The sequence below is a fragment of the Marinobacter salinus genome, assembly GCF_001854125.1.
Lineage (GTDB): Bacteria > Pseudomonadota > Gammaproteobacteria > Pseudomonadales > Oleiphilaceae > Marinobacter > Marinobacter salinus.
This window is the reverse complement of sequence record NZ_CP017715.1, coordinates 1,410,831-1,437,665: the sequence shown is the minus strand read 5'-3', so window position 1 is coordinate 1,437,665 and position 26,835 is coordinate 1,410,831. Positions and strand designations below refer to the sequence as shown.

The 26,835-nt window shown below is 54.9% G+C and carries 29 protein-coding genes, 2 tRNA genes and 1 riboswitch; of the genes, 18 read left to right on the top strand and 13 right to left on the bottom strand.

The window, feature by feature from the left end; genetic code table 11:
* Positions 1-41: 41 nt before the first annotated feature.
* The 10 genes from BKP64_RS06530 to BKP64_RS06485 all read left to right on the top strand — a co-directional run bounded on the left by BKP64_RS06530 (position 42) and on the right by BKP64_RS06485 (position 7,620).
* Positions 42-1,376: an aminotransferase family protein gene (locus tag BKP64_RS06530; RefSeq protein ID WP_070967547.1), complete on the top strand. Its 1,335-nt coding sequence runs from the start codon at positions 42-44 to the stop codon at positions 1,374-1,376.
* Between the two features lie 2 nt (positions 1,377-1,378).
* Positions 1,379-2,074: a CoA transferase subunit A gene (locus BKP64_RS06525; RefSeq protein WP_070967544.1), complete on the top strand. Its 696-nt coding sequence runs from the start codon at positions 1,379-1,381 to the stop codon at positions 2,072-2,074.
* Positions 2,061-2,708, top strand: a complete 648-nt coding sequence (locus BKP64_RS06520) for a 3-oxoacid CoA-transferase subunit B (protein ID WP_198402654.1) — start codon at positions 2,061-2,063, stop codon at positions 2,706-2,708. The genes BKP64_RS06525 and BKP64_RS06520 overlap by 14 nt, the downstream gene beginning before the upstream one ends.
* 267 nt (positions 2,709-2,975) lie before the next feature.
* Positions 2,976-3,779: a transporter substrate-binding domain-containing protein gene (locus tag BKP64_RS06515; protein WP_070967541.1), complete on the top strand. Its 804-nt coding sequence runs from the start codon at positions 2,976-2,978 to the stop codon at positions 3,777-3,779.
* A gap of 110 nt (positions 3,780-3,889) precedes the next feature.
* Positions 3,890-4,552 (top strand): amino acid ABC transporter permease, encoded by a 663-nt coding sequence (locus BKP64_RS06510; RefSeq protein ID WP_227515523.1) that lies wholly within the window; start codon positions 3,890-3,892, stop codon positions 4,550-4,552.
* Between the two features lie 12 nt (positions 4,553-4,564).
* Complete coding sequence (locus BKP64_RS06505) at positions 4,565-5,218, top strand: amino acid ABC transporter permease (protein ID WP_070967535.1); 654 nt, start codon at positions 4,565-4,567, stop codon at positions 5,216-5,218.
* Positions 5,219-5,256: 38 nt separating this feature from the next.
* Positions 5,257-6,042, top strand: coding sequence for an amino acid ABC transporter ATP-binding protein (locus BKP64_RS06500; RefSeq protein WP_269466074.1), 786 nt, complete (start codon positions 5,257-5,259; stop codon positions 6,040-6,042).
* A gap of 173 nt (positions 6,043-6,215) precedes the next feature.
* The gene (locus BKP64_RS06495) at positions 6,216-6,623 is read left to right on the top strand and encodes an arginase family protein (protein ID WP_227515561.1); all 408 of its coding nucleotides are present in this window, start codon (positions 6,216-6,218) and stop codon (positions 6,621-6,623) included.
* 37 nt (positions 6,624-6,660) lie between these two features.
* Positions 6,661-7,020, top strand: a complete 360-nt coding sequence (locus tag BKP64_RS06490; protein WP_070967529.1) for a RidA family protein — start codon at positions 6,661-6,663, stop codon at positions 7,018-7,020.
* A gap of 102 nt (positions 7,021-7,122) precedes the next feature.
* Positions 7,123-7,620, top strand: a complete 498-nt coding sequence (locus BKP64_RS06485) for a DUF1330 domain-containing protein (RefSeq protein WP_083329172.1) — start codon at positions 7,123-7,125, stop codon at positions 7,618-7,620.
* Here BKP64_RS06485 and BKP64_RS19040 read toward each other — a convergent pair.
* Together BKP64_RS19040 and BKP64_RS06480 are read right to left on the bottom strand one after the other, a co-directional pair.
* Positions 7,523-7,861 carry a branched-chain amino acid transporter permease gene (locus tag BKP64_RS19040; RefSeq protein WP_083329171.1) on the bottom strand — a complete coding sequence of 113 codons (339 nt, stop codon included), beginning with the start codon at positions 7,859-7,861 and terminating at the stop codon, positions 7,523-7,525. The genes BKP64_RS06485 and BKP64_RS19040 overlap by 98 nt on opposite strands.
* Positions 7,854-8,558 carry an AzlC family ABC transporter permease gene (locus BKP64_RS06480; protein ID WP_070967528.1) on the bottom strand — a complete coding sequence of 235 codons (705 nt, stop codon included), beginning with the start codon at positions 8,556-8,558 and terminating at the stop codon, positions 7,854-7,856. The genes BKP64_RS19040 and BKP64_RS06480 overlap by 8 nt, the downstream gene beginning before the upstream one ends.
* Positions 8,559-8,703: 145 nt before the next feature.
* Here BKP64_RS06480 and BKP64_RS06475 point away from each other — a divergent pair, with 145 nt between their 5' ends.
* The 5 genes from BKP64_RS06475 (at position 8,704) to pgsA (ending at position 13,840) form a co-directional block, all read left to right on the top strand.
* On the top strand, positions 8,704-10,353 hold the full coding sequence (locus BKP64_RS06475) for a methyl-accepting chemotaxis protein (RefSeq protein WP_227515522.1): 1,650 nt from the start codon (positions 8,704-8,706) through the stop codon (positions 10,351-10,353).
* A gap of 76 nt (positions 10,354-10,429) precedes the next feature.
* Positions 10,430-10,681 (top strand): YheU family protein, encoded by a 252-nt coding sequence (locus BKP64_RS06470; protein ID WP_070967525.1) that lies wholly within the window; start codon positions 10,430-10,432, stop codon positions 10,679-10,681.
* Between the two features lie 100 nt (positions 10,682-10,781).
* A complete protein-coding gene (gene uvrY / locus BKP64_RS06465; RefSeq protein ID WP_070967522.1) occupies positions 10,782-11,441 on the top strand; it encodes a UvrY/SirA/GacA family response regulator transcription factor in 660 nt (219 codons plus the stop codon).
* Positions 11,425-13,284, top strand: a complete 1,860-nt coding sequence (gene uvrC, locus BKP64_RS06460) for an excinuclease ABC subunit UvrC (RefSeq protein WP_070967520.1) — start codon at positions 11,425-11,427, stop codon at positions 13,282-13,284. Before uvrY ends, uvrC begins: the two co-directional genes overlap by 17 nt.
* Before the next feature lie 7 nt (positions 13,285-13,291).
* Positions 13,292-13,840, top strand: a complete 549-nt coding sequence (gene pgsA / locus BKP64_RS06455) for a CDP-diacylglycerol--glycerol-3-phosphate 3-phosphatidyltransferase (protein WP_070973585.1) — start codon at positions 13,292-13,294, stop codon at positions 13,838-13,840.
* On the opposite strand, the gene BKP64_RS06450 is transcribed toward pgsA, so the two are convergent.
* The 7 genes from BKP64_RS06450 to thiB all read right to left on the bottom strand — a co-directional run bounded on the left by BKP64_RS06450 (position 13,803) and on the right by thiB (position 20,743).
* Positions 13,803-14,444, bottom strand: a complete 642-nt coding sequence (locus tag BKP64_RS06450; protein WP_083329170.1) for an ABC-type transport auxiliary lipoprotein family protein — start codon at positions 14,442-14,444, stop codon at positions 13,803-13,805. The genes pgsA and BKP64_RS06450 overlap by 38 nt on opposite strands.
* Entirely contained in the window at positions 14,441-15,379 is a 939-nt protein-coding gene (locus BKP64_RS06445) for an MlaD family protein (RefSeq protein WP_070967517.1), read from the bottom strand. Before BKP64_RS06445 ends, BKP64_RS06450 begins: the two co-directional genes overlap by 4 nt.
* Before the next feature lie 5 nt (positions 15,380-15,384).
* On the bottom strand, positions 15,385-16,215 hold the full coding sequence (locus BKP64_RS06440) for an ABC transporter ATP-binding protein (protein WP_070967514.1): 831 nt from the start codon (positions 16,213-16,215) through the stop codon (positions 15,385-15,387).
* Positions 16,216-16,218: 3 nt separating this feature from the next.
* The gene (locus BKP64_RS06435) at positions 16,219-17,346 is read right to left on the bottom strand and encodes an MlaE family ABC transporter permease (RefSeq protein WP_070967511.1); all 1,128 of its coding nucleotides are present in this window, start codon (positions 17,344-17,346) and stop codon (positions 16,219-16,221) included.
* Between the two features lie 83 nt (positions 17,347-17,429).
* A complete protein-coding gene (locus BKP64_RS06430) occupies positions 17,430-18,044 on the bottom strand; it encodes a thiamine ABC transporter ATP-binding protein (protein WP_070967509.1) in 615 nt (204 codons plus the stop codon).
* Entirely contained in the window at positions 18,037-19,695 is a 1,659-nt protein-coding gene (gene thiP, locus BKP64_RS06425) for a thiamine/thiamine pyrophosphate ABC transporter permease (RefSeq protein WP_227515520.1), read from the bottom strand. The genes BKP64_RS06430 and thiP overlap by 8 nt, the downstream gene beginning before the upstream one ends.
* Positions 19,696-19,735: 40 nt before the next feature.
* Entirely contained in the window at positions 19,736-20,743 is a 1,008-nt protein-coding gene (gene thiB, locus BKP64_RS06420; RefSeq protein ID WP_070967503.1) for a thiamine ABC transporter substrate binding subunit, read from the bottom strand.
* A 53-nt stretch (positions 20,744-20,796) separates the two neighbouring features.
* Positions 20,797-20,895, bottom strand: a riboswitch (TPP riboswitch).
* A 161-nt stretch (positions 20,896-21,056) separates the two neighbouring features.
* Between thiB and BKP64_RS06415 the strand changes: the two genes are divergently transcribed.
* The 3 genes from BKP64_RS06415 to BKP64_RS06405 all read left to right on the top strand — a co-directional run bounded on the left by BKP64_RS06415 (position 21,057) and on the right by BKP64_RS06405 (position 23,140).
* A tRNA-Gly gene (locus tag BKP64_RS06415) sits at positions 21,057-21,132 on the top strand.
* 91 nt (positions 21,133-21,223) lie between these two features.
* A tRNA-Cys gene (locus BKP64_RS06410) sits at positions 21,224-21,297 on the top strand.
* Between the two features lie 100 nt (positions 21,298-21,397).
* Positions 21,398-23,140 carry a site-specific integrase gene (locus BKP64_RS06405; protein WP_157755408.1) on the top strand — a complete coding sequence of 581 codons (1,743 nt, stop codon included), beginning with the start codon at positions 21,398-21,400 and terminating at the stop codon, positions 23,138-23,140.
* Positions 23,141-23,184: 44 nt separating this feature from the next.
* Here BKP64_RS06405 and BKP64_RS06400 read toward each other — a convergent pair whose 3' ends face one another.
* From BKP64_RS06400 to BKP64_RS06385, 4 genes are all read right to left on the bottom strand, one after another.
* A complete protein-coding gene (locus tag BKP64_RS06400; protein WP_070967498.1) occupies positions 23,185-24,285 on the bottom strand; it encodes a tyrosine-type recombinase/integrase in 1,101 nt (366 codons plus the stop codon).
* A gap of 182 nt (positions 24,286-24,467) precedes the next feature.
* Positions 24,468-25,775, bottom strand: a complete 1,308-nt coding sequence (locus BKP64_RS06395) for a hypothetical protein (protein WP_070967495.1) — start codon at positions 25,773-25,775, stop codon at positions 24,468-24,470.
* Positions 25,765-26,244: a ribonuclease HI gene (gene rnhA / locus BKP64_RS06390; protein ID WP_070967491.1), complete on the bottom strand. Its 480-nt coding sequence runs from the start codon at positions 26,242-26,244 to the stop codon at positions 25,765-25,767. Before rnhA ends, BKP64_RS06395 begins: the two co-directional genes overlap by 11 nt.
* Positions 26,245-26,364: 120 nt before the next feature.
* Complete coding sequence (locus BKP64_RS06385; protein ID WP_070967488.1) at positions 26,365-26,580, bottom strand: hypothetical protein; 216 nt, start codon at positions 26,578-26,580, stop codon at positions 26,365-26,367.
* Positions 26,581-26,835: the final 255 nt, after the last annotated feature.

The following is a 26,835-nucleotide window of genomic DNA, read 5'->3' as shown; positions in this document are numbered from 1 at the left end:
TTCAAAAAATCATCTTTTTGTGTAAGAGGATCGATGACCCCATGCCCAACAATGCTTTGTTTTATCTGACCAGTAACGACATGCCTCTGGTCAGCCATGCCGATGGCATTTATATCTGGGATACCACGGGGCGTCGTTACATCGATGGTTGCTCGGGAGCGATCACCTGCAATATTGGCCACAATCATCCCACCGTAAAACGCGCCATGGTCGAGCAACTCGATAAGGTTGCGTTCAGCTACCGCACCCAGTTTGAAAGCCAGGTTGCACTGGATCTGGCTAATAAAATGGTTGACTTGACTGACGCTGATTTGCAGAAAGTCTTTTTTGTCGGCAGTGGTTCGGAAGCAGTCGAGAGCGCGATCAAGTTGGCGATTCAGTATTTCGTTGCCGAAGGTCAGCCTGAGCGCAGCAAATTTGTATCGCTGCGCCCGTCGTATCACGGGAGCACCATGGGCGCACTGGGGCTAACCGGGTACGAACCTCTGGAAGCGCCCTACCGTTCGATCACCATTGGCTCAGTCAAGGTACCCTCGCCAGACCTGTATCGTTACCGCGAAGCGAGCGTTGAAGAACACATTGCAGCGGTGCTGAGACAAACCGAAATCGCCATTCTGGCGGCGGGCGCGGAAACCATTGCCGCTATTGTCCTTGAGCCGGTTGGCGGTGCCAGCACCGGTGGCCGTATGGTCACCCGGACTTACATGGAGGGGATGCGCGCCCTGTGTGACCGCTACGGTTGCCTGTTGATCATGGACGAAGTGCTCAGTGGTATGGGCCGTACCGGTGCCTGGTTTGCTTACCAGCACTATGGCGTAGCCCCCGACATTCTGGCACTGGCAAAGGGCCTTGGCTCCGGCTATTACCCCATTGCCGCCATGATGGCGGGCAAGGAGCTCGTGGATGCAGTGGGCCGAAGCGGCGGCTTTATGCATGGTCATACCTATGCCGGGAATCCGCTCGCCTGTGCCACCGGCCTTGCGGTGATTGATGTTATGAGCTCGGAGAAGCTGGTCAGCAATGCCGCTGAGCAAGGTGCCTATTTGCGCCGGCAACTCGAACAGCTGGCCGAGAAATACGATTGTATAGGCAATGTGCGCGGTATTGGCCTGTTGCAGGGTGTGGAGTTGGTGCAAGACAAGGTCAGTAAGCAACCTTTCCCCGCTGCGTTCAACGCTTTCGACAGGCTTACCGCGCTGGCCAAGGGGCGGGGCTTGCTGATCTACCCAAGGCGCTGCCTGAACGGACTCGAGGGGGATCATGTTCTGATCACACCGCCGTTGACCGTTACCGCCTCAGATATCGACGACATTATTGCACTCTTCGATGGCAGTCTGGCTGACTTTGAACAGGTCGCAAGAGAGCAGGCGGCCTGATCATGAAAAAGAACCTCACCCTGGAAAACGCCATAGCCACCATCCCTTCGGGCGCAGTGGTCATGGTCGGTGGTTTCGGCAACCCGGGCACGCCATTCAGTTTGATCAATGAAATACTGCGCCAGGGGCAAACCGATCTTACCCTGATCAAAAACGATGCCAACGAAGTCGGCCACGGTGTGAGTCGACTGATTGAGAATGGTCAGGTGCGTAAGCTGATCACTACTCACATTGGTCTGAATAAAGTCGTGATCGATCATTTGAACCGGGGCGATATAGACGTGGAGTTTCACCCTCAGGGCATGCTGGCTGAAAAGATCCGCACCGCCGGTTCCGGCAGCTTTGGGTTCCTGACTGATATTGGTATGGATTCCGAGATTACCCGGCCTGAAGATCTGCTCGACTGGCAGGGCAAAACCTACAAAGTGGAAATGGCATTGTCAGCCGATTTTGCTCTTATTCATGCTGCTCAGGCCGACTGGCTGGGCAACCTGGTGTATCAGGGCTCGGCCATTAACTTCAGCCCGCTAATGGCCATGGCGGCGAACCACGTCATTGTCGAAACACCGGACCTGGGTGCCCCCGGGCGTTTTAAACCTGAACACGTGCATACACCGAGCGCCTTTGTCGATAGCGTCGTACAGCTGGAATCACTCACCTCAGACTACGGAATTCTGGAGCATCATGTCCGCCGTTGAACGCATTTTGAGCAGGGCGGTGATCGAGATCACCCCAGGCAGCATCGTCAATCTGGGCATTGGTCTGCCAACGCAGGTCATGCATTACCTGCCGGACGACTTTGATGTCCAGATTCATTCGGAGAATGGCATTCTCTGTGCCTGGAAACAGGCCGAACGGGAATCGATGGACCCTTTTCTTATTGACGCCTCCGGCGCCTACGTCTCTTTGCGCGAAGGCGCGAGCCTGTTCGACAGCGCCGTCTCCTTCGCAATGATTCGTCGGGCCCGTCTGGACCTGACGATGATCGGTGCTTTCGAGGTCGACGCGCACGGTAACCTCGCCAACTGGAAAATTCCGGGCAAGTTCTCACCGGGTATAGGTGGCGCCATGGAGCTGGCGCAAAAAACAAAGCGCATCATCGTGCTAACCACGCATACCGACAAACACGGACGCCCCAAAATACTTGAGACCTGCCGGCTGCCGCTCACTGCCAAAGCTTGCGTCAGTCGAATCATTTCAGACCTGGCTGTAATCGACGTTGCCGACCAGGGCCTGGTAGTGCGGGAAAAACTGGTCGACATTAGCAATGTCGACTTACAGGCGCTGACTGAAGCAGAACTGACCTTCGCGATCGGGGGAGTCACGGTATGAACCTTAACGAACGCGAAACCGCTTTAAACATTCACGGTGTTGACGAGTCTGAGCTGCATGGCCTCGCCGTGTGTTTGAGTCAAGCAACACTAAAAAGATTGGCAGGAGGTGACCAAAGAAACAACCATGAGAGTCAACCCAATAATTAATCTGTATGGATGACAACGATCGATCCTGGCTCAACAGGTACGGTCATTGAACAGTGTGGAGAGGTGCAATGCATCAATGCATGCACTGTTTTAATAAAGTCTGAACAGGAATAAGAATATGAAGGCACTTACAAAAAAGTTCTCACAAACTCTGGCGACCGCAGCTGTGGTTATTGGTGCAACAGCGATGGTGGCAATGCCGACCCAAGCGCGTGACCTGCCTGAAATCCGCGATGACGTCTTTCAGGTAGCCAACTCCGGCGCCTACCCTCCCTTCAGCTATGTGAACACTCAGGGTGAACTCGTGGGCTTCGATGTTGATATTGCCGAGGCGCTGGCTAAAAAAATGGGTGTGGACGTCAACATTCAGTCATCCCCCTGGAACGGCATTATTGCTGCCCTGGCCGGTGGCCGCTTTGATGCCTGCATCTGCAGCATGAGCGTCACCGAAGAACGCCAGAAAGCGGTTGATTTTACCGACCCGTACTACAGCGCAGGTCTTTCAGTCTGGGTACAGGAAAGCACGGACGATATCAGCAGCATCGACGACCTCTCCGGTAAGCAGGTTGGTTCCACCCTGGGCGAAACGGGTAATCAGTGGGCGGTCGAAAATGGCGAAGGTAAATGGCGCAACCAGACCTTCCAGGGATTGCCTGACATGATGAACGCTCTGACCACAGGCCGCGTTGATGCCATGATTGCTGATGACGTGCCGGTTCTGGTCGCGATGCAGGACAACGCACTCGCTATAAAAATGATCGACGTCGGTGAACTGCCACGCTGGCCCGCAGCGATTTCCATTCAGAAGAACAAACCTGAACTGAAGGAAGCGCTCAACGCTGCTCTGGCCGAAATCAAGGCAGATGGGACTTACCAGGACATCGTCGACAAGTGGATTGGCAAAGGTGCCAATATCGAGTAATGGCCGATTAAGGGTGGGCTCTTTGCACTGATTGCATCGAGCCCACCCGAGGCACCCGCCGCTGGTGCTCGAAGTTTGAAGGTTGAGTCACCGATAACAGCAAAAAAGGTATGACCATGGATTTTGACTTGATGGTCGAGGTTACGCCTCTGTTAATCAGGGCGGCCTGGGTTACGATCGATATTTCTTCCCGTGCGATTTTCTTTGGGTTCTTTGTCGCCTGTGGTTTGGTGTTTTTACAGACCTTCCGTTTCGCCCCCATCCGCTGGTTTGCCCGCGGTTATATCAGTGTGGTTCGCGGGACTCCCTATTTCGTGCAATTGTTGCTGGTGTTTTATGGCGGCCCGAGTCTCGGCTTGCGGCTAGACCCCGTCACCTGCGGTGTCGTTGTTGGGGCATTTAATATTGGCGCCTATATGAGTGAGGCGATTCGTGGCTCCATTGAATCGGTTGACAAGGGGCAAAGCGAAGCCGCCCGATCATTGGGTTTTGGCAAAGCACATACAATGGTATCCATCGTGCTGCCGCAAGCGGCGAGTCTGATGATTCGTTCCGTGGGTGTGCTGGCCATTGTTCTGGTCAAGAACTCCTCACTGGTCTCCATTATCTCCGTGGTTGAATTGACTTATCAGGCGCAGCGCCTGATTGGGTCGACCTATAAGCCGCTGGAAATTTTTACCCTCAGTGCCCTGATGTACATCGTCATCATCTATGCGGTGATGGGCATCATCGAGTTGGCCTATCGTCGCGCAACCCGATACACGACCCAATAGGAGGCAGCACTGATGGAATTTGATTTTACTCCCGTTATTACCTACTTCCCAACCTTGCTGAAAGGCGTGGGCGTGGCGTCTTTGGTAGCCATCGTTGTAGCCTTCATGTCCATCGTGGGTGGGCTTATTGTCGCGGTGATATCCATCTACACCAACAAGGTAGTGAGTTGGCCGTTACGCTTTTTTATCTGGCTGTTCATGACGACGCCGCTGCTGCTGCAACTTTACTTCCTGTACTTTGGATTGGGCGAATGGGTCCTGATTCCGGCCATCGTGGTGGGCATACTGGGGCTTGGTTTTCACTACATGGCTTACAATGCCGAGATTTTCATCGCCACCATCAAGTCGGTGTCAGGTGGGCAATATGAGGCCTCCCGTTCATTGGGCTTCGGGCATTGGAATACCATTTTGTACATTATTGTGCCACAGGCGTTGATTCGCTCGATTCCCCAGTTGGGAAACAACATGATTTTAATGGTCAAGGATACCTCGGTGTTGTCTGCGATCGGTGTGGCTGAATTGGTGTATGCCTCCCAGTATGCGATCAGTGTGTCATTCAGGCCGTTCGAGTTCTTTATTGTTATCGCCATGATGTATTACGTGATCAATATTCTTATGGAACTGGGTCAGGCATGGCTGGAACGTCAGACCGCCTACCGCCGCTGAATCGTCCCTGTAAAAGATTATAATACTGGAGCTTTCTTATGAGCGCAGAGAACAATGCAGAAACACCCATGGTAGAAGTTCGCAATGTGCACAAGCGCTTTGGCGACCTCGAAGTTCTGAAAGGGATCAATCTGACCGTCAATCGCGGCAAGATCATTTCCATCATTGGTCCGTCCGGTTCCGGTAAAAGCACGCTACTGCGATCGGTCAATCAGCTGGAAGTGATTGATGAAGGTGCCATCCTGCTCGATGGTGTGCAGGTTAACCGGCCCGATATGAAAGGGCTTGCCTTTGAACGGCACATCAACAACATCCGCCAGAACATGGGCATGGTGTTTCAGCACTTCAACCTGTTCCCGCATCTGTCGACCATCGATAACGTCACCCTGGCACCGCGCAAGCTCAAGGGTATGGATAAAAAAACGGCCCGTGAGCTGGGTATGGAACAGCTTGAACGGGTGGGCCTTGCAGAGAAAGCCGATGTGTTTCCGAACTGGTTGTCGGGTGGTCAGAAACAGCGAGTTGCCATTGCCCGGGCATTGGCAATGAAACCCAAGGTGATGTTGTTTGACGAAGCCACCTCGGCCCTGGATCCGGAGCTGGTTGAAGAAGTAAACCGGGTAATGCGTAGTCTGGCCGATGAACACATGACAATGTTGATCGTCACACACGAGATGAGTTTTGCACGGGATGTGTCCGACTGGGCCCTGTTCATGGATGGCGGTGTTGTGGTTGAAGAGTGCACTCCGGACAAGTTGTTCAGCAATCCGGATCAGGAGCGTACGCGCAACTTCCTGCAAAAACACCTCGACAACAACCACTAGGCGGTGCTCGGTGAAATGCTTTTATCATGAGACGCAGAACGAGCATGCACCCAAACATTTTTTGCTGCGTGGACAACCCGCCCCGTCGCCAGAGCAACCGGTGCGCGCCGAGCGACTGAAAGAAGCGGTTGAAGCTGCGGGCGCCAGCCTGAGTCTGCTGCCACCGCTTGCCAGTGATCCGCTGTTGCTCAATAGGCTCGGTGCATGTCGACCCTGCCGATTTCTACCCGTTTTACTGGGGCGCAGCACAAGAGGTGGGGGCGGGCGAAGGCAAAGGCTATAACTGCAACGTGCCGCTGCCTCTGGGCGCTGATGGCATTGCGTTCCTGCAGGCGCTGTCACGGCTGTTGTCTGCTCTGACTGAGTTCAAACCCCAAGCTATTGTCATCGCGCTCGGGCTCGATGCTCACAAGGACGACCCCCTGGCCGGCATGACCCTGGAAACCGAAGACTTTTACCGCATTGGGCAACGCCTGGCACAGGTAAAAGGCCCCAAAGTGATTGTTCAGGAGGGGGGATACCCGACCGACAGTCTCAGTGATAATCTGGCCGCTTTTTTACAGGGCTTCGAATGGGGTTAACCACCTCAAATTTTTCCCAACCAATAGAGTGCAATTTATGACCGATCGTTACATTGACAGCAACCAACGAATGAGCCAAGCCGTCGTACATGGCAATACTGTCTATCTGGCTGGCCAGGTCGCCTCGGACGCCAGCGCTGGCATGCGTGGCCAGACTGAACAGATTTTGCAGGGTATTGACCAGATGCTGGCCAAGGCCGGTACTGACAAATCGCACCTTCTGTCGGCCACCATATGGGTAACCGACATGGCCGAGTTCGCTGAAATGAACGCCGCCTGGGACGCCTGGGTAGTGGATGGCCGCCCGCCCGTGCGCGCCTGTGTGGAATCCAAACTGGCGAAGCCGGAATGGAAGGTCGAGATCATGGTGATCGCCGCCTTGCAGAGGTTTGATTAGTGCCGATTCGGCGCCTGGCTGAAAGGTAACGAATTCGCTTGCGTGAACTTGGGCGGATTACGCTATAGTAGGCGCCGTAACAGGCAAAGCAAGAGGATCAGGATGGAAGCCTTAAGTCCCACACCGGAACAGTTACAGAAAGTTCTGGCAGATACCCCGAAAGACCAGCCCATCGTGATGCTGAATCTGCTGAGGTTTCGTGACCAGGCCAGCTACAAGGATGAGGCGTCTGATCGTACCGGGCGGGAAGCGTACAGGCTGTACATGAAAGAAGCCGCTGCCTGCGTAAAGGCTGTTGGCGCAGAAGTTATCTGGTCGGGGCACAGTGTTGGTTCACTGATTGCTCCCCCAGATGAGTCCTGGGACCAGGTCCTGCTTGTTCGCTATCCGTCCATTGAAGCCTTCATGGCGATGATTGAGAGCTCGGAATACAAGGGTGTGGTCAAGCACCGCACGGCGGCTGTCCAGGATCCCGGCTTGTTGCCAACCTTGCAGACAGTCTCTAACTGCCAAGTATGCCAGTCTGCTGAATCACCATATAGCTGGCAGTACCTGCGGCTATGGAGAGCAGGGAATTCCGCTGCCACAAATGAAGTATAACCACCAGAGCACCCGGTATCAGGGCGTCCAGTCCCGGGAGATCGGCCGACCAGTTGGCTGAACGTTGCAGAAAGACCGTTGCCAGCAACGCCATGACGGCAGCCGGTAGATACCTTCCCAGATGCTGAACCAACGGGTGGTCCGTATGCCGTTCGAAGAACAGGAACGGTATTACCCGGGTTGCAAAGGTGGCTATCGCCGCAACCGCAATAAAGGCCATAAGATAGCCGTTTTCAGACATGGCGCGCCTCTTTCCCGGCCTGTGATGTCCTGATTCTTCGGTATTGCACCAGTAACGCAACGGTTACGATCGCAATGGCTCCGATAAGCTGATGGGCTGGTGGTAACAAAAGCATGGCAATACCTGCCGCTGCTGCGCCTATCCACATCGGTACGCTATCTCCCAGAGCCTTGAGCTGTTCAATGGTCAGAACAATAAACAGGGCCACCAAAGCATACTCGATGCCGGTGCTGTCAAACACCACGTTGTCGCCAAGAAGCGCCCCCAGGGCGCAGCCAATGACCCAATAGCACTGGTTGAAGCCGGTAATCCGGAAATCAATTTCCTGCTCGTGACGTCGATCCTGGTATCTCGGCCGGCTGGTCAGGAGTGAATAGGTTTCGTCGGTCAGACCGAAAATCAGGTAGAGCTTTCGCAACCCGGCGCCCCGAAACTGACCCAGCAGGGAAAGCCCGTAAAAAAGGTGCCGGGCGTTCAGAACAAACATGGCAACAAAAACCTCAACAAGCCCGGCGTTGGCCGCGAGCAGGCTCACCGCCAGAATCTGTCCCGCTCCTGCATAAATAACCACACCCATCAGCGGTGCCACCCACCAGGCATAATCCAGTTGAGTTGCAAACAGCACCCCGAACGCCGTTCCCAGAGGCAGATAGCCGAAGAGGATTGGGAGTGTCTGGCGAAATACGGACAGGTTCATTGGGCTCCAGGCATCAGATAGGCGGCGATGGATGATAATGAATTCCCGTCATTTTTTGAAGCGGTTCCAAAAGCCGGGGCAGCATGGACGATGGTGGGTGTTCACGGGTGCCGCAATAAAAATGTCATAAAGCAGGAATACCCTCATGGGCAAAGCCCTTGTTGGAGTTGTCATGCTTGGCACTGTTCGAACCCGCATTCTGTTTTTTGCCTTTCTTTCCGTCTTCGCGTTGTCCGGTCTGGCGGTCCTGTCCTGGACCATCATACTCAAGGCAGAAGAGGCGTCGGACAGTTTGATCAGCACCAAACTGAAAGAATCCTGGCTACTGGTTGATCTTGAGCAGGACCATCGTCGGCTGCAGGATCTGGCCTTCAAGATCAAGGCGCAGCTGTTGCTTTGGGACGAAATTGAACCGGTATTTGCCGATCTTGAGCAGGCGCTTCCTGCCCATTGGAAGGCCGTTTCTGAAAATGCGGGACTTGAAACATGGGCGGAGGAGCATCGCGATTCGTTCGAGCGCGTCGTGGCGCTGATGGAATCCATGAAGAGCGGGATAGGTGAAAAGAGCTATTACCGTGTTGGCCAGGTTGTGGATTTTGATTTATTCCCGTCCCTTGAGCCCATGCTGAAGGCCATTAACCAGCGACAATTGCAGAGCAGGAATTCAGTTTCAGCTGGCGCTGATGATTTGCTGGCGTTTTTGTCCAACCAGCAGGTATACCTGGTGGCAGGTTCTGTTCTCTTCCTCTTTGTTGTTGTGGTGATGACAGCGTGGCTCCGGCAATCAGTCATCCTCCGGCTTCAGAAGATGGAGAGTGAGCTTGGCGCGATGGAAGCGAATAGCGATCTGACCCGGATGCCGGTGCTGAAGGGGCGGGATGAGGTGGCCGGTGTCAGTCGGGCACTGGGCGCACTGGTCAGCCGTTTCGAGCAGTTTATCGCCGATATTCGTGGCGCTGCGGGCGAACTGAATCAGCGCTCGTTGACCCTTGATACAGGCGCCGAGTCCTTGCACACCGCATCCGAGACAACCCGCCATCAGATACGGGATGTCAGTCAGTCCATGGCCGCCATTGCCGATCAGGCATCGGCAATCGAGCGAGCCACCGACCAGTCAGCGCTTACAGTTGGGGATGCTGTGTCGGCTAACGAAGAAGTGCAACATAGGCTGGTCAGCAGTGAACAGGCGGCAGAGCATACGGTTGATGTGATCTCCCGCGTTTCACAATCAATTCACGCGTTGAACGATTCAACCGGTAAAATCGAGCAGGTCATCGGTGTTATTGCAGACATTGCAGAGCAGACTAACTTACTGGCGCTCAACGCCGCAATCGAGGCTGCCCGGGCAGGCGAGCATGGTCGGGGTTTTGCAGTGGTTGCTGATGAAGTCAGGACGTTGTCCCGGCGAACGTCCGAATCTACCCGGAATATTGGCCAATGGGTTCAGGACCTGGTGGCCGGTGTTGGCAGCGTCGATGAGCTGTTGGGTGAAATGCGCGAGGCCGGTAATCAGAATCGTGAGCACCTGATTGCGCTCAAGGCCCACCTCGAGAGCCTGAGGGGACAGTTTGTCCAGTTGGAAGACCACAGTGCTGCCATCTCGGCCGCCGTAACCACCCAGCGGGATGAAATAGGGCGGGTTGGTCGCCGGTCGACCGCCCTGGACGAGAGTGCCGATTTCCTGATTGAAAGCGTTGAAAGCACGCGGGCCATCAGTGAGGCCCTGAGGCAGGAATCCCTGTCGATGCGGCAGCTGATCGCCCGATTCCGGACCGCAGCCGACTCCGGCCAATAGCGCCGGAAGATGATTTTTGGAAAGGGCTTCTCCCTTTGCGTGATAATCCTTACCATGTGCATCAACAGGAGGGACTATGACCGACGACGCAGCCTATCAAGGGCAACCCGACCCCCGGCAGGAAAAGTTCATTGTAGAGAAGGAACTGCTGACGGAAGATCAATTGACTGGCTTGGTTGAAGAGTATTGCACCCGGTACCATGGGTTGAACGATACCGAGAACCCGCTGGCCGAGGTGAACCTAGTGCTGGCAGCCGTCAAACGGGGGGATCTGGTGGTCTGGTTTGATCCGGTTGAAAACACCGCAGGGCTTGGTTCTCCCTCCTGAATGTGAAGTCGAGCGGCAGTAATCCGGTTTGCACCTACCCGCGAGTATCGGTAACCGGTACAATCGCGCTGTCTGTCGAAAGCCGTGTGCGAGGTGAATTTTGATCAGGGTACTGGTTGTAGATGACCATGATCTGGTGCGTTCCGGGATTACCCGGATGCTGGCTGATGACCCCGACCTGGAAGTCATCGGGCAGGCGGCATCGGGAGAGGATGCCATTGAGTTTGTCCGCAAGGATCAGCCGGACATTGTTCTGATGGATATCCGTATGCCCGGTATCGGCGGCCTCGAAGCGACCCGGCGAATCCTCCGCATTGATGACTCTATCCGGGTCATCGTTGTTACTGCTTGCGCAGACGATCCTTATCCCACCCGTGTCATGCAGAGCGGGGCCTCTGCCTACATAACGAAAGGCGCGGATATCAGGGAAATGGTTCGTGCTATCCGCATGGCCCACTCTGGCCAACGTTACATCAGCCCCGAGATCGCCCAGAAGATGGCGCTCAAGCAACTGGGCGGTGACAGGGAGGATGACGGCGAACTCTCACTTTTCGAGCGCCTGTCCGAGCGTGAAATGCAGATTGCCATGATGGTGGTTGACTGCCAAAAGGTTCAGGATATCTCGGACAAGCTGTGCCTGAGTCCGAAAACGGTTAACAGCTACCGTTACCGGATTTTTGAAAAGCTGGAGATTTCCAGCGACGTTGAACTGGCCCTGATGGCTGTGCGGCTTGGGTTGCTTGATGCCGACAAGGTCTGAATCCTCCAGCCATGACAGGGGGTTCGACAGCAAAAACTTCCTGAAGCAGCTTACGGAACGGCCCGGCGTTTATCGCATGTATGACGAGGGCGGCTCGGTCCTTTATGTGGGAAAGGCTCGCAACCTTAAGAAACGGGTCAGTAGTTATTTTCGCAAATCCGGGCTCGCACCGAAGACCGAAGCCCTGGTTGGAAAAATCAGTTCTATTGAAGTGACGATTACCGGTAGCGAAACCGAAGCCCTGCTGCTTGAGCAGAACCTTATCAAGTCCCTTCGCCCTCCCTACAACATCCTTCTTCGAGACGATAAGTCGTATCCCTACATCTATCTGTCGTCCCACAGTGACTACCCGTCTCTGACTTTCCGGCGCGGGCGCACCAAAAAAGGGGGCGGCACCTGGTTCGGGCCATTTCCGAGCTCCGGTGCGGTCAAGGAAAGTCTTAATGTTTTGCAGAAAGTATTCCGTATAAGATCTTGTAGTGAAAGCTATTTCAAGAATAGAACCCGACCCTGCCTACAATATCAGATTCATCGTTGCACGGCTCCCTGTGTTGAATACATCAGCCCCGAAGATTATCGGGAGGATATCCGCCGTGCCACCATGTTTCTGGAAGGGAAAAACCCCGCGATCATCCATGATCTGATGAACGCGATGGAAGTGGCGTCCAAAAACCTGGAGTTTGAAAAGGCAGCGGCCTATCGGGACCAGATCAATCACCTGCGCCACGTTCAGGAGCAGCAGTCGGTTGACGGTGAGGGCGGCGACGCGGACGTAATCGCCATTGCCCAGGACGCGGGCATCGTTTGTATTGTGGTCATCATTGTCCGTGGCGGCCGGGTTTTGGGGACCAAGGATTACTTTCCCCGCTATTCCATAGAACAGACGGAAGGCGAATTGCTCAGTGCCTTCCTGGGGCAGTACTATTTCGGCGGAAATACCCGCCGGGAAATTCCCCGGGATATACTGGTTCCAGTGGACGTGGAGGGGCAGGAGTTACTTGCCGAAGCGTTGTCCGAGACAGCGAACCGGGAGACCCGGATTCGTGGCAATGTCAGGGGAGAGCGCCGTCGGTGGTTGGAGCTCGCGATGACCAATGCACGTCAGACCCTGCTGACGCACCTGGCAAGCAAGGAAACTGTCTATCGTCGCCTGCTGGCGCTTCGGGACCTGCTAGAGCTGGCAGAGACGCCATCGAGAATGGAATGCTTTGATGTTAGCCACAGTCATGGCGAAAATACCGTCGCATCCTGTGTGGTTTTCGACGAGAATGGCCCGCTCAAGAGTGACTACCGGCTCTACAATATTGAAGGGGTGACCGCCGGCGACGATTACGCGGCGATGCGACAGGTACTGACACGCCGCTACAGGCGGATGGTGGCTGGCGAAGGCAAACGACCGGATCTGGTTTTCATCGATGGTGGTAAGGGGCAGTTGAATATTGCCCGAGAAGTCTTTGATGAACTTGAAATTTCAGACATCCCGCTGATCGGTGTCGCCAAGGGTGTGACCCGCCGGGCGGGAATGGAACAGTTGATCGATGCCATGACCGGTGATGTGTTCCGGGTGCCCGCCGATTCTCCGGCGCTGCACCTGATACAACACATCCGGGATGAGTCCCACCGGTTTGCCATTACCGGACACCGTGCCCGTCGTGACAAGAAGCGCCGACAATCAACGCTTGAGGGCATTGAAGGCATCGGGCCAAAGCGCCGTCGTGACCTGATTCGCTATTTTGGCGGGATACAGGAAATGCGCAAAGCCAGCGTCGACGAGATGGCCAAGGTTCAGGGCATCAGCAAATCATTGGCCGAAACACTATACGCAGCACTGCATGATGAATAAGGACAGCATGAATTTACCTAACATACTCACACTCTCCCGTATCATCATGATCCCGGTGTTTGTGGTGATTTTTTACCTGCCGGTCGAGTGGAGCTACCTGGTGAGCGCATCCATTTTTGGTCTGGCTGCTGCGACCGACTGGTTGGACGGTTACCTGGCCCGCAAGCTGGATCAAAGCACGCCTTTCGGCGCCTTCCTGGATCCGGTTGCAGATAAGCTGATGGTGGCGGTTGCTCTGGCCGTGCTGATTCAGGAGCACGCCGCGATCCTGCTGACCATTCCGGCAACGGTCATTATTGGCCGCGAGATTGTTATCTCAGCGCTCCGCGAGTGGATGGCGGAGATAGGTAGCCGGGCCAGCGTGGCGGTATCCTACATCGGTAAAATCAAGACCACGGCCCAGATGGCGGCCATTGTTGGTTTGCTTGCCTTTCCCCCGGGGGTGGTCTGGGCCGACGTTGCGCTGGCTCTGCTTTACATTGCCGCGGGCCTGACTTTGTGGTCAATGGGGCTCTATCTCAAGGCAGCCTGGTCTGATCTGTTTCCGGAGCATTGAGTCCACGGCATTCGGTTGCCCATCGGGTAACCGCCTCTGACATTGCCGCACCTGCCTGACTGAAGGCTTCTATCACCTGTTCAATTGCGGCTCCGCTGGCAGCCTGCTCCACAGCAAAGCTGTGCGCGCACAGAGTGGCTTTGGACCCATTGTTTACAATCTGGGCATGCAGCGCGATCAATACGTCAAAAGTGCCTGCGCTGTTTTCGGCGTGAAACGCTGAGAGCTCCGTAATCAGCGTCCAGTCAGTGTCCGCCGGGCTGGTATCGCTGACGACATTCTGGAAACCTTTGCTTGCCCGGATATCCCGCACCAACAGATCACGAATAATAACCGGCGCTGTGTCGCGCCAGCGCACTCCTTCAAAAACGCGGAACTCCCATGGACTCGGCTTGGCAAGTACGCGTGTGCTGTTGAAGGGCTCGGAGGCGTAGGGTGTATCAATCCGAAGACTATAGGGCCGGGCGCTGTCAGCCTGATACGCTGAGGTTGCAGCGGGAAGGTCCAAAACCCGTGGCGGTTCAGGGTTTGGAAATACCGTACAACCGATGAGGTTGCCTGTCAGTAACGCCATGAAGGTGGCTGCAATCAGACCCTTGTTCACGGTGAAAGCTCCTTGATGGTCTCGCTTCCCCACAGTGTGCCTGTGGGGTCCTGTTCCAGCCGGCGGGTAAACTGATTCAGGTTGCGCAAAGTGCTGCGAAGCTCCCGCAAGGCGGGCGCCAGCTCTCCCATCCCCTGAAGACCGGAGGCCATGGCGCCCTCATTCTCTTGCGTGAGCCTGTCGATTCGCGCCGAGGTGGATTGAATGGTTTGCAGGGCCTTCTCCAGGGCCTGGAAAGCCCGCTGGCCTTCGTTTGTTATCAGAGCATTGGCGTTATCCGAGGCGCGGGATACCTTGATGGCGGCTTCTTCGGCTCGCCGTCCAGACGCGTCCAGTTGTTCCAGAAGGCTGGTCAGTTGGCCTCTGCTGGCCAGCAGGGCGTCGGTGGCCGCCCGGGTATTTGCCAGAATGGCTTCCAGGTTTTCGGTATTCTGCTCTGAAAAGAGCCTGTTTGCATTGGTGAGCAGGGTATCTGCTTTTTGTAACAGCTCTTCGCCATTGGTGAGCAGGCTGCTAAACGCGGACGGCTCGGCCTGGATAAAAGGTGGTTCCTCTCTGGTGCCCTCAAGAGCGGGACTGTCCGGGCTGCCGCCACTGAACTGAACACTCATACTGCCTGTAATGTTGGCCAGCACCAGTCCTGCTTTCGTGTTTTCACGAATTGGGACCTGCTCGTCGACGCGCACCAGGACTCTGACCCGGCTCGGGTTTTCAGGGTCCAGGTTTAACTCGAGAACATCGCCAATCTGAACGCCGCTGTACATCACCGGGTTGCCCTTGGACAGGCCGCTCACGGCATGGTCAAAGCCAATTTCATAGTAGGCCCACTCTCGATCGTTTGCCGATTTGTTGAGCCACAAGGCAAAAATCAGGGCTGTGGCAAATGCGATAACCGTGAACAAACCTATGATCACGTGGTGAGCCTTCGGCTCCATGGCTACTACTCCTGAGACCTTTGTTTCGATTGAGCCAGGTGTGCATAGCTGGCAGCACGCCCCCGTGGCCCCTTAAAGTAATCCTGTATCCATTCATCTTGAGTGTCAGCTACCGTTGCCAGCGTGTCGGCCACCAGCACTCTTTTCTGCGATAGCACGGCCACCCGGTCGCAGGTGGCATACAGTGTATCCAGGTCGTGAGTAACGAGGAAAACGGTCAGCCCCAAGGCGTCACGCAGGGTCACAATCAGCCGGTCAAAAGCGGCTGCGCCAATAGGATCCAACCCCGCTGTAGGTTCGTCCAGAAACAATATTTCCGGATCGAGGGCCAGCGCTCGGGCGAGTCCAGCACGCTTGACCATGCCACCAGAAAGCTCTGACGGGTATTTCAGAGCTGCTTCCGGGGGGAGGCCGGTCAGCGCCAGCTTCATGCGCCCGAGTTCCTCGGCTTCCGGGCGTGAAAGTCCGGCGTGTTCAATGAGTGGAACCGCAATGTTCTCCTGCAGGTTCAATGACGTGAACAGGGCGCCGCCCTGGAACAATACCCCGAAGCGTTGCTCAATCTCCGAGCGCTTTCTCGCGGAAAGCCGTTCAAGATCCTGACCAAATACCCGTATTTGCCCTGAGGAAGGCTTATGCAGGCCCACAATGCTGCGCAGAAGCACCGTCTTTCCAGTCCCCGACCCACCGACGATTCCCAGGATTTCTCCCTGTCTCAAGTCGAGCCCAAGGTTCTGATGGACCACGTGGGTACCAAAGCGATTGCAGAGTTCGCTTACCTCTATGACGCTCGTTCCGGAGCTGAAATTGCCGCTTTCCGCGTGACTACCTTCCATGTTTTACCAGCCCATCTCCATAAAAAACAACGCAGCAATGGAGTCCAGCAGGATAACCATGAAAATGGACTGAACAACGCTGGATGTGGTGTGCTCGCCAACAGACTGTGCGCTGCCACCCACCTTGAAACCTTCCAGGCATCCGATGACAGCAATGAGGAACGCGAAAACCGGAGCCTTGGAAAGGCCAACCAGAAAATGCCGAAGCGGGATGTCCCGCTCAATAATGGCCATAAATTGCGACGGATATATGTCCAGGACAAGCGCGCAGACTGAAGCGCCGCCCACCAGGCCCGCCACCATGCCGACAAAAGTGAGGATGGGCAGGCTGACAGCCATCGCCAGGACTCGGGGCAGGACCAGGAGCTCAATCGGATTCAGGCCGAGTGTACGGATGGCATCCAGCTCCTCGTTGACCTTCATGGCGCCAATGTGTGCGGTGAAGGCGCTGGCTGTCCGGCCCGCGAGAAGAATGGCGGCAAGCAGCACGCCGAATTCCCGCAAAAACGAGAAGGCGACCAGGTGAACCGTGTAAATGGTGGCCCCGAAATCTTCAAGCACGGTGGCGCCAAGAAAGGCGACTACCGCGCCCACCAGAAAGGTAAGCAGAGCAACAATCGGAAGCGCATTAAGCCCGGTATCCTGGACCGCTGCGACAAAGGGAGTCATTCGCCATCGGCGAGGCCGAGGCAGAGTCCAGAACAGTGCTGCGAGGGTTTGCCCGATAAAACCGTTCAACATCCGGAGCAACTGGAACAGGGTTTCGACCCGTCGACCGGTCTCCGAAAGCAAAAGGGCAATCCGTGAAATGTTGGCAGGTCGGGGCTCAGGCCTGTTGGACATGGCCTCACAAACGGCACAGAGTAAAGCGGATTTCTCGGCAGGCAGAAGACCGGGCTCTGAGGCAAGGCCCAGTAACCTCTCGGGCCCGAGAAGGGAGGCCAGTTGCGAGGCTCCGGCAGTATCAACCCGCCCGAGGCCCGACAGGTCTACTGGTAAGGATGTCTGCGTTGGCCTGGAGAACTCTCCTCCAACGGACCTGAGCCTTTTATAGGCGGGCAGCGTCCAGTCTCCCCGGATGACAAGCGTTCCGGCCTCCATAACAGCGTCTCCCGGGATATGGGGAGGCATCACGAAAGCCGGATTTTCGTTGTTGTCTGGGCTCGTCACTGCTGTCGATAGTCCATTGGTTGTTTTACTTTCCAATCACTAGCTTAGAGACTCCAGTGGCGATCTGCCAGTACCCGGCGGTCCTCCTCGTCATGGCTGGCAAGAACGATCGTGGTCCCGGCGTTTTTTTGTTCAATGAGTATGGTCCTCAGGATCTTGCGTGTGTCTTCGTCAAGGCCGGTCAGCGGCTCGTCAAGGAGCAGTACAGGCTGGTTGCGAAGTATTGCGCGGAGAAGTGCGACCCGTTGGCGTTGACCTCCCGAAAGCTCGGCTGGCATCCGTGTCTCAAATCCCCCAAGACCAACCCGTGCCAGGCCTTCCTTGATCAAGTCCTTCTGGTCAGTCGACAGCTTCATGCCGGGATGAATACCCAGGCCGATATTGGTTACCACGTTCAGATGCTCAAACAGATTGTGTTCCTGGAATACACTGGTGACAGGCCGTTCCCAGGGCGGCAGTGGGTTCAGCAGCTCACCATTCCATAGTATGTCGCCGTTCCAGGGTTCCAGAAACCCTGCCAGTAATCCAAGCAGCGTGGATTTTCCTGATCCGCTGGGGCCTTGAATGGCAATGCATTCGCCCGTGCTAACCTGGAAATCAAAGTGCCAGGGCCGGCTCGAGGGCTTATAGGCGAAAACAAGATTTCTGACTTCAAGCATGATCGGGTTCCGGGTATTCCGTGACAGTGTGACCAACGCGCTTCACCCGGGGGGGCTGCCTCCCGAGCAGGTTGAAAAAGGCAAACAGGCCAAGCAGGAGCAGGAGCAACCAAAGGCCACTGGCTGCGGCCGCCGACATCTGATAACTGCCCAGTTGCTGGTAGAGAAGAACGGGGATTGTTGGCTCTCCGGGCGCGCCAAAGAGTGCAATGACCCCGAAATCCCCGAGCGACAGGCCGGTCCCATACGCCATGGCAAGGGCAAGCGGGCGTCGCATGCGGGGCCAGTAAAGCCAACGCCAGCGATACCAACCGCGGATCCCGAGCTGGTCGGCCTGGTTGACGGTAGCCGGGTCAAGGTTATTGAAAGGACCTCTAAGGAGCTGGAGAACGAAGGGCAGGGCCATGACAGCGTTGATCAGCGCGACAAGAACAAGGCCCTCATTGGTTACGCCCAGCTTGGGTCGCAAGAGCAGAAACAGGCCGGTTCCCAGCACCAGGGGCGGAATGATGAGTGGCAAATAGGCGGTCACTTCACAGAGCCGGGATAGCAGCTGGAAGTTCCCCGCTTTTTTTGCCGCCAGAATCAGCAGTGCGGTAAGGACTGAGGCAGCTCCAGCCGGCAATGCAATGGCGAGGCTGCGGAGCGTTGCTGGCAGCAGCCCTGAGCCAGACAGGGAGGCGTCGCCAGGAGAAAGGGCGTCGAGCAAACCGGGAAACCCTCGGAATAGCACCGCGAGGAGGGGGAGGATCAGAAAAAGGGTGAAGGTGACTAACAATGCCCCATCGGTCACCACATGGACGCCTGTGCTGTCCTTGCGGATTGAATTGCCAGACAGCTTGCGATCAGGAACGAGCGAGGCGGTTACACCTTTCCGGAGAACCAGCCACCAAAGCGAGCCGCAGATAAGCAGTTGGACAACGGCAAGAAGAGCGGCTCTTCCAAAATCAAACTCGAAGCGGAGTGACTGGTAAATCGCAACTTCAAGCGTTGTTGCACCCGGCCCGCCACCGAGCGTCATCACAATGGCAAAGCTCGTAAAACACAGGGTGAACACCAGGGCGGCGACACCGGGAAGAACGGGACGCATAGCCGGCCATTCCAGCGCCCGCCATTGCCACAGTGGGCCGAGTCCCAGTTGACTTGCGATCCGCCGTTGCCCTTCAGGTGTGCTCTCAAGGGTTTGCAGAAGGATCCGGGCGGCAAGAGGCGCGTTGAAGAAAATATGGGCCAGAACGATCCCGTTAAGCCCATAAAGATTCCAGTTCAGGGAAGGAGACCACTCCTGCAAGAGCGAGGTAAGCCAGCCCTGGCGACCGTAGACACCGACAATTCCGGATACCGCCACGATGGTGGGTAAAACAAGGCTGAGTTCCATTAACCGAAGCAGAATGCCACGGCCGGGAAATCGCCTATGGCGATCCAGGGCGCGTGCGATGGGAAGGGCGACCAGCAGGCTCAGGAAAACTGAGAGAGCCGCCTGCCAGACAGTAAATACCAGGACACTGCGCAGATAACGGCTGCTCCAAAGTTCCGTGGCGTCCAGGGCAGGCGCTTGCCATAGCAGTGCACCCACACCGCATGCTGCGAGACCAACGATGCCCAGAGCGAGCAACGTACCCGGCCAGATTCGCCAGCCCGACCCACTCATGGGTGGCTGAAACCCCGTATTCATCTGAGCAGAAGCCTGTTCATCGGGTCATGGCGTCCAGCCATTCGTTAAGCCATGCTTTGCGTTTGTCTGCCACCACTGCTGGATCAAAATAGAGTGTATTGACTGGCTCGATCAGCCGGTTGAACACATCAGGTAGGTCTGGCCCAAGGTCGATGGCCGGGTACATGACATTCTTCAGTGGAATGTGCTGCTGGAACTTGTCTGTGAGTACGAATTGAAGAAATCTGCGGCCCAGCTGTTTGTGGTTTGATGACTTAACCAGGGCAGCGACCTCAACCTGGAGATAATGCCCCTCTTCAAATTCAGCAGCCTGATACCGATCGGTTTTGTCGATCGCCATGTGATAGGCAGGCGAGGTGCTGTACGACAGGATCATCGGTGCTTCGCCGTTCATGAACAGCGAAAAATAGCCATCACTCCAGCTTTTGGTCGTTGTGAGGATCTTTCCTTTTAGCCGTTGCCATTTTTCCGGAGCCTCTTCACCGTACACACTGCGCATCCACAACAATAAGCCAAGGCCGGGGGTGCTGGTTCTGGGGTCCTGAATAATAATCTTAAGATCGTCCGGGGCATTAATCAGTGCGTCAAGGCTGTGGGGTGGTTCCTGTAGCTGCTCAGTGTCGTACACGAAGGCGAAATAGCCCCAGTCATAAGGAACGAACAGGTTATCGGACCACTCGATTGGCAGTTCAAGGGCTGCCAAGTCAGTCTGGTGAGGCGCCAGGAGGCCGGTCTCGCGAGCGGTGTTCATGGTCCCGGTATCCAGTCCCAGAACGATATCCGCTGGACTGTTTTCGCCTTCAAGGCGCAACCGTTGGAGTATGTCGCCGCCGCTCTCCAGAACGACGTAACGAACCTCGCAGTCACACTGTGCTTCAAATGCCTGCTTGATTCCGGGGCCAGGGCCCCATTCCGCTGCGAACGAAGGGTGGGTGTAGATCGTCAGCTCTTGCGGTGTTTGTGCTGCTCCGGCAACCGGCCACAATGAGGCAGCCAGTAGCAATAGTGTGGTGCGGATAAGCATGGCTTTGGAATCCTCCTGAATGTCGGGGGGAAACCTTGCCGCGGGTACACCATTAGTGGTGGGAGCTCAATCCCTTCGCCAGCATAATCCGGATCAGGTTCCGCGGGTATGGTCTCAGCCCCGCTGTTGATAGGGCACCCCGTTGAGTTGGTCATATTGTATCATGGCACCGGAGAGGCTTGTGCAGGAACTGACGGCCGAACAGACCGTGTCTGTCGACCAAAAAATGTCCAGAAACCCAGCGAAAACAGAAAGTTGAAAAAAGTGGTTGACGCAATCGGCCGAATCCGTAGAATACGCCCTCGTTGACCAAGCGGGAATAGCTCAGTTGGTAGAGCACAACCTTGCCAAGGTTGGGGTCGCGAGTTCGAATCTCGTTTCCCGCTCCAATTTTTCCAGTTCAACTGGTTAAAAAGTCAACACAGTCTCTCAATGCCCACCTGAGAGCATGAAAGTCCTCTTCCTTTCGGACTTTTACCCGGCGCGGTGGCAGAGTGGTTATGCAGCGGACTGCAACTCCGTGTACGCCGGTTCGATTCCGACCCGCGCCTCCATTATTTCCTATCTCGTTGAAATCAGTTAAGATTTCGCCGTTTCAGATACTTACGTAAGTCTAGTGGTCGCCTCCGGTGGTACAGAGCGGGGGTACAAAGCTTGTCTCTGAATATGGCTAGTCCAAGCAAAAATCGTCACGGTGTCTACATCTGCCGCGTTGCGGTGCCCAAAGAGCTTCGGCCCATAGTTAAGCGGTCCGAACTCAAAGAATCCCTCAAGACCAAAGATCCTCACGAGGCTCGCCTCAGGTTTCCTGCTGTGTATTCAAAGTTCAGAACGCTTATAGATAACGCCAAGAAACAAGCTGCAGGTGAAACGGTGCTGTCTGCGGTACAAATCACCTCAATAGCTGATACCTGGCTTAAGGAAAAAATAGACGAGCTTGAGCGGGAGGGAGCGTTCCGAGATTGGTATTACTGGATTGAGGAGCCAGTTGAGAATGGGACGACACTCCGTCAACCTGAGTGCCCCCTTCAGAGTGCTCTTGCTGATGCAGAAAAGCAGGGCCAGCAGAAGTTGGACGAGTTAGTGGTCGAAGCCTTTAAGGACGATTTATCCCAACTGGTCGCCAGATGTTGTCCAGGCCTCCGCACCGAATCACGAGAATATATCAACCTTGCTCGGCAGCTCGCTTCCAGAGTTGGTTTACTTGTACATCACCTATCCGAAAGGGAAATGGGTAAATACTCCACCCCAGAAGTGGAATCTAAGGTTGAGGCGACAGCTGAAGCCCCTTCGATGACACTATCGGAAACATGGGATTGTTACGTTGCAAAGCTTTCGAGGGAATTAGGCGAGCAAGCGGCGCGGCGACGCTATGAAGACTACAGAGCTGCGGTTTTCGGGTTAATCGATTTCGTCGGTGACCTTCCCATAAACCGGGTTACAGCTGACCACCTGCGTTCATATCGTGATTTGCTCTTTGAAGCGCCCTCGAGGCCGAAAAAGGCGCTGAAGGCCAGACCTTTGGCCGAACAGGCGAGGATAGCGAAGGAGCAGGGACTCAAGACCTTGTCCTTTGAAACGGTCTCCAACCGCATGATTCACCTAAGTGCGTTGTTTACCTCAGCTCTCGATATCCCCGGTTCAGGGCTGACAATTAACCCAGTCTCATCGGAAATAATTCCTAACAGACGCCGCCGGAGAAAGGAATTCGTGAGGCGGGAATACAGTCGCGATGAGCTCTCCAAGGTATTCCATGGAGGCTGGTTTGCTGAATCGGACTACGAAGAAAGGCTGCGCTTTGGTGCCGCAGGCGTTTGGCTACCAGTTATTTCGTACTATACCGGGGCCAGGCGGGAAGAAATCGCCGCGCTTGACGTTACGGATGTCGAGCAGGTCGCTGATATCTGGTGTTTCAGAATCCGACCAAATGGGGCTGACAAAAGAACGAAAACGGGGCATGCAAGGGATATCCCCATCCATTCCGATTTAATGGCTTTGGGGCTATTGGATTATGCCAAATCTCTGCCAAGAACAGGAAAGCTTTGGCCGGACCTGAATAGTTCAGAACGAGGAAAATATGGCGATAGTCTCCAGAGAAAGTGGTCTGTTTACGTGCGCGAGCAAGGGGTGCCTCCGAGTACAAAGCCATTTCATGGGTTCAGGCACGCTTTTGCTACGAGTTTGAGGGAAAGAGGTGTCGACACAAGCATCATTGCTGCACTTGATGGGCATTCCCTAAAGGGCCAGACGAACGAATATGGTTCTTTCAGTCCGCAGGCGCTCAAACGGGCCATCGAACACTTACCAAGAGTTCCGGCATATGAGCTCGTTAGGATAAGGGTCTCGGAATATCGCATAGGGGATGAAGTCGAGAAGCGGGGCGGGGACGCCCATTGAGGGAAGCTTAACTATTGGTCCCTTACGTCGGGCGTCCTCGCATTTTAGGCCGGGGCCTGCTGTATGAGGTCAGCCAGGTTGTCTAGGTCATTAGAGGCGAGATGAGTGTATCTCTGCGTGGTTTTGATATCCGCGTGGCCCAACCATTCCTGAACATGCCTTGTGCTTGCGCCTCTTCGTGCTAATCGAGTGGCAGAAGTGTGCCGAAGCGCATGGAAAACGAAACCGGGGTCACTCTCCAGATTCATCGTTTTTCGTACCTTTCTCCAGAGTGCTTTGACCCTATCTTTGTTTAGTTCATGGAACAATCGGACACGGCGCGTCTCCCTAGCCTCTACTGCGAGCTCATCGACCATTTCCCAAGCTGGGCCTCGGACAGGGATATACCGAGTCTGTCCCGTTTTGGTTGTTTTCGAGCCTGTTGACCGCGAAATTCGTAAGCGGGAATAGTCGCGCTCGAAGTCTCTTACCTCCAGGCCAAGAAGTTCCCCCTGACGGAGGCCTGTCCAAAGGGCTAGCTGAACGAGATTAGCCATCTGTTGGGCTCCTTTGTTGTGGAACCCTTTCAGAAGGGACAGGATGGTCTTCTCTTCCTCGGGCGTGATTTCGCGACTCCTGTTATATCGGGCATTACGCTGGCGGTAGTAGCTCCACTCAATCTCTCTGACGCCGGGAACTTCCCAGTGATGGATGGCATATGTCCATATATTGCGTAGGAGGGCCAGACGATGGTTGATAGTGGAGGGGCTGTCCTTTTTCCTAAGGCAAACATCAACGAAGTTGCTGATATCTCTGGGCTGGACCTCCGCAAGGCGCTTTTTCCTTCCAAAGCGTTCTGCAGTGGTTTTACCGAGAGATGAATAGTAGCTTGGTAATGACTGCCTATTGCGCCACTTGGTCCGCAGGGCTTGGTCAAAAGCCTCCCCGACAGTTAACTTCTCAGAGACGAGGAGGGGCTCAGAACCATTCCGGGCCTCAAAGTCGAGTTCTTCCTTGGGAATCCCTGACCGGAGTTGGGCAATTACTGAATCGTGAATAGCCTTTGCTTCGACCTCGTCTACTCCTCTTAGAACTTTTCGGATTTTCGGGTAGTGCCGTATTTGGATATCTAGCCGATATCCCTTCGGGTGTTCTTTCACTGCCATAGGTTCAATTTTCCTCCAGATTAATCTGATTGGCCCCCCGTGATGGGAGGCCGAAGTGGTGTTTTCATAGGTCTACTGTTAGTGAGCATTGGGTGAGTCCATTAGGTCTACTCTTATTGAGCATTAGGTGGGTCCATTAGGTATTCTGACCGACGTAGATGTCGTCATCGTTCATATTCATCCTACCCAGCCTCAGTAACCACTGGTGAGAACTCAGGAAACTGCTTCCGATACTCCTCATGCATGGCACGCATCAAGGTGTCCCTGTCCCGCTGTCTAACGACAAAGGAGTCGTGAATTGGCAGACAGGGAACATCGTGTTTGTGAAGTTGGTGTGCTATACCGCAGGCAATTCTGCTTTCAAGGAACTGAATCTCCTTCCACCTTCCGGGCTTCATTCCTTTGACGGCAAACGGATTGGTTTCTTCGACAGCTGTCAGCAGCTCCTTTGGAGAAAAGTAGTCGATTCCCCGCTCTCTCAAGAGTACAGTCAGGCTCCGAAGTGCCGTACTGCGGGTGTCGCAGTTGGTTACCCTCAGCATCGCTTCTTTCATAATTTGCCTCGGCACTGAAGCATGGGCATAACAGTCACTCGGGGCAGGGCGACCGTTTGCATGAAAAAGCATGCGGGGTGCATGGGAACTGAAGTCCAGTTCTACGGTTTTCTCACCATCAATTATCAAGTTTGCCCGTTCTTTCTTTTTGAGCTGTTGGAGGGCCAGAAACATGCGTCCGCCACTTTGGAAGTCGTCCCTGAACCTGCGTTTACCTGTAAGCAGGCGCTGGTCTATAGAGATGACCTCTAGGCCCTTCTGTAGGCCAAAGTGGTGAGCCCGATTCACGGTGTTGATATCTTCAATTTGGCGTCTGAGAGCGTTTGTGTGTTCGTTGTCAGGGTAATCGATTAGCCGTTTGTTGCTGGTCAGCAGCAGTGGCTCATTAGCTGATAAGTGGGCCAATGAGAGCCCAGAGCTGTGTTCGCTGAACCAGTCACTGGTTGTCTGAGTCGGAACATACGTGCTTGTGAGTCCCTGGAAATATCCCTCCCCTTTGAAGCCACCACAGAGCTTTTCGATAAATCCCATTCGTTCTAATGAGTCTATTACCCTTGTCCACGTTTTAAGACCAATCCGGTTGGTCCGATATCTTGGTGGAGTGGAGAATGAAGAGGCAGCACGGCTCAAACAAACAGCAAATACCCCGTTGATACTGCTATTCGGCTTCAGGGCCGCCAGCATTGCCTTCAGGATAATTCCCAAGGCTTCAGCATGGGGTTGTAGATACCTTGCTGAGACGCCGATTTGATTAAGCATTTCAGATACTCCCTCGCCGGTAAGTCCCCATTCCGCTGTTTGGGGTGACAGATACGTTGTTTTCACAGGGGCCCCCACAACTTTGGTCAGCTTTTCGTTTGGCCCGAAGCGGCACATCCATTCAAGCGATGAGAAGGCTGCTCCCTCAGGGGGGAGGGTTAGTTGCTCAGGAGCCACAGCGCACCTCCTCTGAACTAGCCATGGAGTAGGCCAGAAAGTCAGCCCTTTCGTTGTTGGCGTTGCCGTCGTGGCCTTTAACCCATTGCCAGGTGATATCGCGGTCACTCGCGAGTGTGTCGAGCTGTTGCCAGAGGTCGGCGTTTTTGACGGGTTTACGGGCCGCTGTTTTCCAGTTTCTTGCCTTCCACGAGGGGACCCATTCAGTGATTCCCTTCACTACATACTGACTGTCGGACTCAACCAGAATAGGCCTGTCTGTGTCCTGAAAGGCTTCTAGAGCCGCGATGACAGCCGATAACTCCATTCGTTGGTTTGTCGTGCTGGCATATCGCGAGGATTGCACCTCTAGAGTTTCTGATTCCTTTTCGTCGACGACTACAAAAGCCCAAGCTCCGGGCCCCGGGTTTCCGATGCAGGAACCATCTGTTGAGATTCGAATAAAGTCTCTCGCTTTGGTGGTGGTCATTTTGGCTAACTCCTATATAAAAAAGGCCCTCTGTCGAGAATCCAGAGAGCCTTCACCGTTGATGCGATGTTTGGTCGGGGGTAGGGGGCGAATACTGGAATTTCAGTAAAGAATTTGGCGTTATTCGCTGATTACCTTGATAGGTGTTGGTCTCACCGGGAAAAGGGGGCAGCCTTTCGAGGTGCAGGCTTGGACTTGCTGTCTCCAGGTGCCCTTTGCTTCCGGGTCGTAAATGCATTCAACGCACTTGGCATTGATGGGGCCACGGAAACCTCCTTTTTCGAGTTGTTGATGAATGACCTCGTGTTTGCTTCTGCGTAGGTTGTTGGCTGTCATGATGTAACTCCTTCGTTTCGCTGTTTCCTGCCTTTGGAAGCGCACAGGCGGCAGTACTGAATGAGCTCGTTGATGTCAGTTGTGGGAAGCCCCTGGGCGGTCATGAGCGACAGGGCGCGTAGAACTACCGAGAAGCTGTACTTGAGCCCGCAGCGGGCCAGAAGTGTGCTTTGAATAGCCCCCACCGCTTGGCGGCTGTCAGGGCATAAGTTGACGTGATAAATGGTTCGTCCGTTGTGTTGTCGAACATGGCGG

What these genes read in the sequence shown, in the direction of transcription:
- BKP64_RS06490 (WP_070967529.1), top strand. Translation starts at nt 6,661, where the DNA reads ATGACCGATCGTTACATTGACAGCAACCAACGAATGAGCCAAGCCGTC.
- BKP64_RS06445 (WP_070967517.1), bottom strand. Translation starts at nt 15,379, where the DNA reads ATGGAGCCGAAGGCTCACCACGTGATCATAGGTTTGTTCACGGTTATC.
- BKP64_RS06470 (WP_070967525.1), top strand. Translation starts at nt 10,430, where the DNA reads ATGACCGACGACGCAGCCTATCAAGGGCAACCCGACCCCCGGCAGGAA.
- pgsA (WP_070973585.1), top strand. Translation starts at nt 13,292, where the DNA reads ATGAATTTACCTAACATACTCACACTCTCCCGTATCATCATGATCCCG.
- BKP64_RS19040 (WP_083329171.1), bottom strand. Translation starts at nt 7,861, where the DNA reads ATGTCTGAAAACGGCTATCTTATGGCCTTTATTGCGGTTGCGGCGATA.
- rnhA (WP_070967491.1), bottom strand. Translation starts at nt 26,244, where the DNA reads ATGACCACCACCAAAGCGAGAGACTTTATTCGAATCTCAACAGATGGT.
- BKP64_RS06525 (WP_070967544.1), top strand. Translation starts at nt 1,379, where the DNA reads ATGAAAAAGAACCTCACCCTGGAAAACGCCATAGCCACCATCCCTTCG.
- BKP64_RS06475 (WP_227515522.1), top strand. Translation starts at nt 8,704, where the DNA reads ATGGGCAAAGCCCTTGTTGGAGTTGTCATGCTTGGCACTGTTCGAACC.
- thiB (WP_070967503.1), bottom strand. Translation starts at nt 20,743, where the DNA reads ATGCTTATCCGCACCACACTATTGCTACTGGCTGCCTCATTGTGGCCG.
- BKP64_RS06485 (WP_083329172.1), top strand. Translation starts at nt 7,123, where the DNA reads ATGGAAGCCTTAAGTCCCACACCGGAACAGTTACAGAAAGTTCTGGCA.
- BKP64_RS06440 (WP_070967514.1), bottom strand. Translation starts at nt 16,215, where the DNA reads ATGGAAGGTAGTCACGCGGAAAGCGGCAATTTCAGCTCCGGAACGAGC.
- BKP64_RS06520 (WP_198402654.1), top strand. Translation starts at nt 2,061, where the DNA reads ATGTCCGCCGTTGAACGCATTTTGAGCAGGGCGGTGATCGAGATCACC.
- BKP64_RS06435 (WP_070967511.1), bottom strand. Translation starts at nt 17,346, where the DNA reads ATGCCTCCCCATATCCCGGGAGACGCTGTTATGGAGGCCGGAACGCTT.
- BKP64_RS06480 (WP_070967528.1), bottom strand. Translation starts at nt 8,558, where the DNA reads ATGAACCTGTCCGTATTTCGCCAGACACTCCCAATCCTCTTCGGCTAT.
- BKP64_RS06400 (WP_070967498.1), bottom strand. Translation starts at nt 24,285, where the DNA reads ATGGCAGTGAAAGAACACCCGAAGGGATATCGGCTAGATATCCAAATA.
- BKP64_RS06510 (WP_227515523.1), top strand. Translation starts at nt 3,890, where the DNA reads ATGACCATGGATTTTGACTTGATGGTCGAGGTTACGCCTCTGTTAATC.
- thiP (WP_227515520.1), bottom strand. Translation starts at nt 19,695, where the DNA reads ATGAGTGGGTCGGGCTGGCGAATCTGGCCGGGTACGTTGCTCGCTCTG.
- BKP64_RS06530 (WP_070967547.1), top strand. Translation starts at nt 42, where the DNA reads ATGCCCAACAATGCTTTGTTTTATCTGACCAGTAACGACATGCCTCTG.
- uvrC (WP_070967520.1), top strand. Translation starts at nt 11,425, where the DNA reads ATGCCGACAAGGTCTGAATCCTCCAGCCATGACAGGGGGTTCGACAGC.
- BKP64_RS06515 (WP_070967541.1), top strand. Translation starts at nt 2,976, where the DNA reads ATGAAGGCACTTACAAAAAAGTTCTCACAAACTCTGGCGACCGCAGCT.
- BKP64_RS06505 (WP_070967535.1), top strand. Translation starts at nt 4,565, where the DNA reads ATGGAATTTGATTTTACTCCCGTTATTACCTACTTCCCAACCTTGCTG.
- BKP64_RS06430 (WP_070967509.1), bottom strand. Translation starts at nt 18,044, where the DNA reads ATGCTTGAAGTCAGAAATCTTGTTTTCGCCTATAAGCCCTCGAGCCGG.
- BKP64_RS06385 (WP_070967488.1), bottom strand. Translation starts at nt 26,580, where the DNA reads ATGACAGCCAACAACCTACGCAGAAGCAAACACGAGGTCATTCATCAA.
- BKP64_RS06500 (WP_269466074.1), top strand. Translation starts at nt 5,257, where the DNA reads ATGAGCGCAGAGAACAATGCAGAAACACCCATGGTAGAAGTTCGCAAT.